This is a genomic window from Allobosea sp. 01N443 (assembly GCF_056399325.1).
The window spans coordinates 38,904-45,519 of record NZ_JBFTRC010000022.1; the positions used below are offsets into that span (position 1 = coordinate 38,904).

At 64.8% G+C, this 6,616-nt stretch carries 7 protein-coding genes; 4 read left to right on the forward strand and 3 right to left on the reverse strand.

What is annotated here, in order from left to right:
- Nucleotides 1–48: 48 nt before the first annotated feature.
- Both AC1DRP_RS08950 and AC1DRP_RS08955 read left to right on the forward strand, forming a co-directional pair.
- Complete coding sequence (locus AC1DRP_RS08950; protein ID WP_476768316.1) at nucleotides 49–1,587, forward strand: 4-hydroxyphenylacetate 3-hydroxylase family protein; 1,539 nt, start codon at nucleotides 49–51, stop codon at nucleotides 1,585–1,587.
- An 83-nt stretch (nucleotides 1,588–1,670) separates the two neighbouring features.
- Complete coding sequence (locus AC1DRP_RS08955; RefSeq protein ID WP_476768317.1) at nucleotides 1,671–3,323, forward strand: acyl-CoA dehydrogenase family protein; 1,653 nt, start codon at nucleotides 1,671–1,673, stop codon at nucleotides 3,321–3,323.
- Between the two features lie 149 nt (nucleotides 3,324–3,472).
- Here the strand turns inward: AC1DRP_RS08955 and AC1DRP_RS08960 are convergent, their stop codons facing one another.
- Nucleotides 3,473–4,204: a DUF899 domain-containing protein gene (locus AC1DRP_RS08960; protein WP_441490380.1), complete on the reverse strand. Its 732-nt coding sequence runs from the start codon at nucleotides 4,202–4,204 to the stop codon at nucleotides 3,473–3,475.
- Nucleotides 4,205–4,266: 62 nt separating this feature from the next.
- Between AC1DRP_RS08960 and AC1DRP_RS08965 the strand changes: the two genes are divergently transcribed.
- Nucleotides 4,267–4,737 carry a MarR family winged helix-turn-helix transcriptional regulator gene (locus AC1DRP_RS08965; protein ID WP_441490381.1) on the forward strand — a complete coding sequence of 157 codons (471 nt, stop codon included), beginning with the start codon at nucleotides 4,267–4,269 and terminating at the stop codon, nucleotides 4,735–4,737.
- A gap of 65 nt (nucleotides 4,738–4,802) precedes the next feature.
- On the forward strand, nucleotides 4,803–5,210 hold the full coding sequence (locus tag AC1DRP_RS08970) for a VOC family protein (RefSeq protein WP_441490382.1): 408 nt from the start codon (nucleotides 4,803–4,805) through the stop codon (nucleotides 5,208–5,210).
- A gap of 556 nt (nucleotides 5,211–5,766) precedes the next feature.
- Here AC1DRP_RS08970 and AC1DRP_RS08975 read toward each other — a convergent pair.
- Nucleotides 5,767–6,240 carry a cysteine hydrolase family protein gene (locus AC1DRP_RS08975; protein WP_476768318.1) on the reverse strand — a complete coding sequence of 158 codons (474 nt, stop codon included), beginning with the start codon at nucleotides 6,238–6,240 and terminating at the stop codon, nucleotides 5,767–5,769.
- A gap of 188 nt (nucleotides 6,241–6,428) precedes the next feature.
- On the reverse strand, nucleotides 6,429–6,616 hold a 188-nt coding region (locus tag AC1DRP_RS08980), incomplete at its 5' end, for a hypothetical protein (protein WP_476768319.1).

The window sequence follows — 6,616 nt, forward strand, 5'->3', positions numbered from 1 at the left end:
CGGCGTTCAATTTTACGGGCAACACTCAAATATCAAGAGGACACGCCCATGCTGATGGATGCTGCGGGCTACCGCGAGTCGCTGCGCGCCTATCATCCGCGGGTTTTCGTCAACGGCCAGCGTGTCGAGAGCGTGGCTGACGAGCCCTTGCTCGCTCCGGGCATCAACGCGGTCGGGATCACCTACGACCTCGCCCATCAGGAGGCCCATCTCCCGGTGATGACGGCGCGGCAGACAAGCTCCGGCAAGACCGTCAACCGCATGCTGCACATCAACGAAAGCTCCGGCGACCTGCTCGCCAAGCTCGAGGCGGTTCGGCTGGTCTGCAATATCTCGGGCTGCGCCCAGCGCTATCTCAGCCATGATGCGCTGAATGCGCTCTGGCAGGCGACAGCGCTCACCGACGCCCGTCACGGCACCGATTATGCGCAACGCTTCCGCGCCTATCTGCACGAGGTTCAGGACAAGGACCTGACGCTCGGCGTCGCCATGACCGACGCCAAGGGTGACCGTTCGAAGCGACCGGGCGCACAGGCGAACCCGGATTCCTATGTTCACATCAAGGAGCGGCGGAAGGACGGCATCGTCATTCGCGGCACCAAGGCCATCGTCACCGGCGCGCCCTATATGCACGAATTCCTGGTGATGCCCTGCCGAACCCACGTGCCGGGCGACGAGGATTTCGCGGTCTGCTGCGCCGTGCCCTGCGATGCCGCGGGCGTCACCATCGTAGCGCGACCTGCCGGACGCCCCGGAGATCGAGCCGCGAAATTCTCGTCGCAATACGGCCAGTCGACCGGCGTCGTGATGTTCGACGATGTCTTCGTGCCATGGGACCGCGTCTTCCTTGCCGGCGAGACCGAGGAAGGCGGCTTCCTGACCACGAGCTACGCGACGCATCACCGCCATTCCTGCATCGGCGCCAGAGCCGGGTTCGGCGATCTCCTGATCGGCGCCGGCGCACTGATGATCGAGGCCAACGGGCTCGATACCGAGCGCCACGGCCATGTCCGCGAACAGATGGTCGAGTTGATCAAGATCACCGAAGGATTTTTCGCCTGCGGTGTCGCGGCCTCCGTCTACTGCCAGAAAGATCCAGCAGGCTCGGTGATGCCTGACAGCGTCTTCTCCAATATCGGCAAGCTGCTGTTGGCCACGCAGATCTACGACATGCACCGCATCGCCCATTACGTATCGGGCGGGTTGATCGYGGCGCTGCCAGGCCCGGATGAGGACCATAATCCCGAGACCGCTGCCTCGTTGTCTGCCGTGCTCGCGGGCCGCCCCGATATCCCGCACGCGCAGCGCGCCGAGGTCGCGCGCTTCATCGAGGATCTCACCGTCTCGAAGGAGGCCGGCTGGTATTCGGTGATCTCGCTGCATGGCGGCGGCTCGCCGGAAGCGATGAAGCGCGAGATCTGGCGCAACTACCCGGTGGCGGAGAAGGTCGAACTGGTCGAGAGCCTGCTCGGACGGGGCGTCCTCGCCGATGGCGGCAGGGTCTCGAAGCAGCCTGGGCGCTGTTGTGTCGCCGGTTGCGAGGTGCCGGAAATGCCGGGCGGGGCCCCGCGCGAAGCGGCTGAATAGCGCAACCCGTCAGCCTCTGATCCCCTTCATTCCCCGTCCCGGGACGGGATAGCCGGCGCGCCGGACCTGACCAGAGGACCAACATGACCGTGCACGCCCTTGCCTCGACCGATCAGGTGCTGAACCAGGCGCGCCCAGCCACGGGCTGGAACGCCTTCTCCGACGACGCGGTGCTGCAGGGCGTCGTCACGCGCCAGGCTCCCTGGGTTGCAGGCAGAGCGATGGCGCTCGGCGCCCATGCCGGCGATGAGACGGTGCAGGATCTGGCGCGTCTCGCCAACAGGTTTACGCCGGAACTCAGGACGCATGATCGCTTCGGCAACCGCATCGACTGGGTCGAATTTCATCCAGCCTGGCACGAATTGATGGCGCTCGCCTTCCGGCACGAGGTGCCCTCGCTGGCCTGGACGACGACGGAGCCGAACGGCCATGTCGCGCGTGGCGTCCTCTCCTATGTCTGGAACCAGATCGAACATGGGGTCGGCTGCCCGACCGGCATGACCTATGCCGCCTGGCCGGGCCTGGCCCAGCCTGAGTTCTCGCTCTGGCGCGAGAAGATCACCTCTGGCCAGTATGACAAGCGCCCACTCCCGGTCTCACAGAAGACAGGGGCGAGCATCGGCTATGCGATGACCGAGAAGCAGGGCGGATCGGACCTCCGGCAGACCCAGACGACCGCGCGCTATCTGGAGGATACGCCGGAGGGGCGCGTCTATCTGATCACCGGACACAAATGGTTCTTCTCGGTCCCGCAATCGGACGGGTTCTTCACACTCGCGCGCAGCGAGAGCGGCGTCTCCTGCTTCTTCGCCCCCGGCTTCCTGCCGGATGGCAGCCGCAACCGGCTGCAGATCCAGCGGCTGAAGGACAAGGCGGGGAACCGCTCGAACGCCTCGTCGGAGGTCGAATTCCGCGAGTGCCTGGGCTGGCTGGTCGGCGAAGAGGGGCACGGCATCCGCGAGATCCTCGGCCACGCCCATCTGACCCGGCTGGATTTCGCCATCGGCTCGGCGGGGCTGATGCGGCAGGCGCTGACCCTGGCGCTCAACCACACACAATCGCGCAGGGGCTTTGGCTCCTCGCTGGCCGAACAGCCGATGATGACCAATATTCTTGCCGATCTCGCAATCGACTCCGAAGCCTCGACCCTGATGGCCTTCCGCGTCGCCGCCGCAACGGACGCGATGGAGAGCAGCGAGCAGGAGCGGCATGTCGCACGGGTTTCGACACCGCTGGCGAAATTCTGGAACTGCAAGCGCGCGGCCGCCTTCGTCGTCGAGGCGCTGGAATGCCATGGCGGCAACGGCTTCATCGAGGAGAACCCGATGGCACGGCTCTATCGCGAGGCGCCGCTGAACGCGATCTGGGAAGGCACCTCGAACATGATGTGCATGGACGTCCTGCGCTCGTTCAACCGCGATCCACATACGAAGGAGGCCTTCATGGCCGAGCTCGGCTCCGCTCGGGGCGTCAACCGTGCGCTCGACCGCTGGCTCGACAGGCTCGACGACGAGGTGGCCAAACCGCGCAATGACGACGGCCATGGCCGCCGGCTCGCCAACCTGATGGCCTATGCGCTGCAGGCCTCGGAGCTGAAGAAGCACGCGGACGAGGCGGTGTTCGAGACCTTCTGCCGCTCCAGGCTCGATGCCGACTGGGGTTATGTCTTCGGCACGCTCGATCCATCGCCGGAACTGGCCGGCATCGTGAAGCGCGCGAGCGTGGCGCGGGGGTGAGCCATTCTGGCCTCGCYGCCGGACGGGGCGGTGAAGAGAGCCCCGGGGGCCGTGCCCGAACCTGGATGGTTCAAGGCTGGCATGGACCCCGGTCCTGCGCTTCTCATCGGCCGGGTGACGCCCGGGTTCCGGGCGCACCAGGCCTTCAATCACGCGCAGCAGGCTGCGGCCATCGGCACCGTCTCGTACTCGTCGTGGCGCTTGACGAAACTCATGGTCGAGTCCTCATTGCGGCCCTTGGGGGCGCGGTCGAGGATCATCAGTGTGCCGATCAGCTCCTCCGGGCCCCGCGCATAGCTCGAATAGGTATGAAACACCTCGCCGGCTTCGTTGCGGATGAATGAGCTCAGTCCGGGCAGTTCGTCATGCGCATTGCCCACCGGCGTATCGGTGAAATTGTAGCGGACGCTCTCCCCCTTGAGCTGCTCGGGCGTGAACGAGACGTGGTAGTCGAAATTGAAGTCGCTGCCATGGGACGAGACCCAGGGGAAGCGCCAGCCCATGCGACGCTTATAGGCCTCGATCTTCTGCAGCGGCGCGCGCGAAACTGCGACCAATGTCACGTCGTGATTGTTCAGATGCGCCAGCGTGCCGTCGAGATGATCAGCCAGGAAGGAACAACCGGGGCAACCTGCCTCCCATTCCGGCCCGAACATGAAATGATAGATCATCAGCTGGCTGCGCCCGTCGAACAGCTCCGCCAGCCGCCGCCTCCCTGTCAGGGTGTCGAAGACATAGTTCTTCTCGACCCGGACCCAGGGCAAGGCGCTTCGCTCGGCATTCACCGCGTCGCGCAGACGCGTCTCTTCCTTCTCGCGGGCGAGCAGAACCTTGCGCGCGGCAAGCCAGTCCTCGCGTGAAACAACCGGGTGTTGCTGCATGGCCTTCCTCCTTCAGAAACGCCCCTCTTGACAAGATAAGTTGATATCAACATAAAAACTTCATGTCAAAGCCCATCCCCCTTTCCGCCGAGAACCGACTGCCCTTCGAGACCACATTGCATGTGCGGGACCATTGCCTGTGCCTGCATGTGCAGCGGGCAGCCAGGGCACTTGCGCGGCGCTTTGACGAGGCTTTGCGACCGTTTGAGCTGACGAACCAGCAATTCTCGCTGCTGATGTCGCTCAATCGCCCGCAACCACCGAGCCTCGGCCCGGTGGCAAACCTCCTTGCCATGGACCGCACCACCCTGACGGCGGCGCTCAAGCCGCTCGAGCGGCGCGGTCTCGTTTCGGTCGACAGCGATCCGGATGATCGGCGCAGCCGGCTGCTGACATTGCAGCCAGCCGGGCATGCATTGCTCCTCCTCGCCGTCCCGACCTGGGAGCGCATCCACCGCGAGGTCGACGCGCTCTTGCCCGGGACGGATCCTGACCGTTTCCGGCACGATCTCAGGGCACTGTCCCAGCCCTGACTGCTACCGCCTATGGCGGCGGCCGTTTCCCAACCCACACCACCAAAAACAAGCAAGGAACGACCATGCCCCAGATGATCTTCGTCAACCTGCCGGTGAAGGACCTGCAGAAGTCCATGGCCTTCTTCAAGGCGCTCGGTTTCAACTTCAACCCGCAATTCACCGATGACACCGCCGCCTGCATGGTGATCAGTGACACCATCTTCGCAATGCTGCTGACGCACGAGAAATTCGCAGGCTTTGCACCGCAGCCGATTGCCGACGCGACCAAGGTCACCGAGGTCCTGACCTGCCTGTCGCGCGAAAGCCGCGCCGATGTCGACACGATGGTCAATGCTGCGGTCGCCGCCGGCGGCAAGACCTATGCGAAACCGCAGGACCACGGCTTCATGTATGGCCACGGCTTCCAGGATCTCGACGGCCATGTCTGGGAGGTGATGTGGATGGATCCCGCGGCCGTGCAGCAAGGCTGAGCAGGCCGCCTGAAAAAAGGGCAGCGATACTGCCCTTTTCCTCTTGCAGTCGCGAGAGTGCCGCCCTATCTCCTGTGCACCGCAGCAGAGATGCTGTGGCGCCCTCCTTGGGCGTTTCCTCCCTAGACTTCGGGCTGCGCCTTTGGCGTGGCCCTTTTTTCTTGGGTGATGGCCGCCCAGCGCCCCCAGTCGGGACGACGCTGAGCCCAGCGCGACACACGTCATGCCGCCAGGCTCGCCGGCCTCGAGATGCCGACCGCTCCATGCGCGATCGAAGAGGAGGCGCCGCTATCTCCCCATCACGGCGCCTCCTCCCGCGGGCCGAGGCCTCGCCCGGGTATTCCCGGTACGAGTAACGACGCGCGCAGGGAGCATTCACTGCTTCGACCTGCACTCGAGGCCAGGCGATCGGTATCGCGTCAGATCACTCACGCGACGCGTCCTGAAAGCGAAACACCGAGCACACTCCGCATAGGGAGGCGGGCCGATCTGTTCGATGACGCGGGCATTAATGCTTCGTCATGCTACATCGAGCCGGATCGGAGCCAAGGCCGCGCTAACCCGCCAGAAGCTCATCAGGGCTCAGGATCACCGCACCGAAATGGTGGCGCCAGAGCCGGACACCCAATTCGCCGGAACGATCCAAGGAGGAGCCGACGGTCAACCAACTCAGGAGCGCCGGACTGAGCCCGGCATCAAAGAGGGCAAAGCCGGCGGCGAGGACGCAGGTGTCGGCCTGCAGGCCGCAGACCAGCACACGCTCCAGCTGCATGCCTTGGAGATGGTCGATCATCGCGGCCGGCGGCAGATAGCCGTGCTTGACGAAGACGCGATCGGCGGGAACCAGGCTCTCGTCCGACAGGCCGGGTTTCCAGCCCAACTGACGCTCGAAAGGCGTCACCGCCTCGTCATGCCTCTCGACCGTCGCGACTGAGGGCATACCGGCTACGACAGCCGCAATACCCTGGATCAGCCATTCCGGCGGCGAAAAGCTGGCTTGCACGTCCACGATCAGCAGGGCCTGGCRCATGCTGCGTTTAAGCGCGGGCAGCCTTCGGCTGCAACTCCGATGGCTGTCATTCGACCGAGCTCATGCACGCGGCCGGAATGCCCRCGCCTTAGCATCGGCCCGAAAAGTGGATTGGGATTTTTCGGGGAAGCCGATGCAAAGACAAAGGGTTAGATCATCGGACTGGATACGATATCCGGTCCGATGATCTAGAAGCTGACCCTGACCTGGGCCTGGCCGCCGAGGCGGTTGGTGGAGCCGGAGAGTTCGCCGTCGAGCCGGGCGCCGAGCGTGACGGAGGGGCTGAGCCTGAGGTCGAGCCCGGCGGCGAGCAGCGCGCTGTTGCGGGCGGGCCTGGCCCCCTCGACCGCGAAGCCTGAGCCGGTCAGGCCGGCAA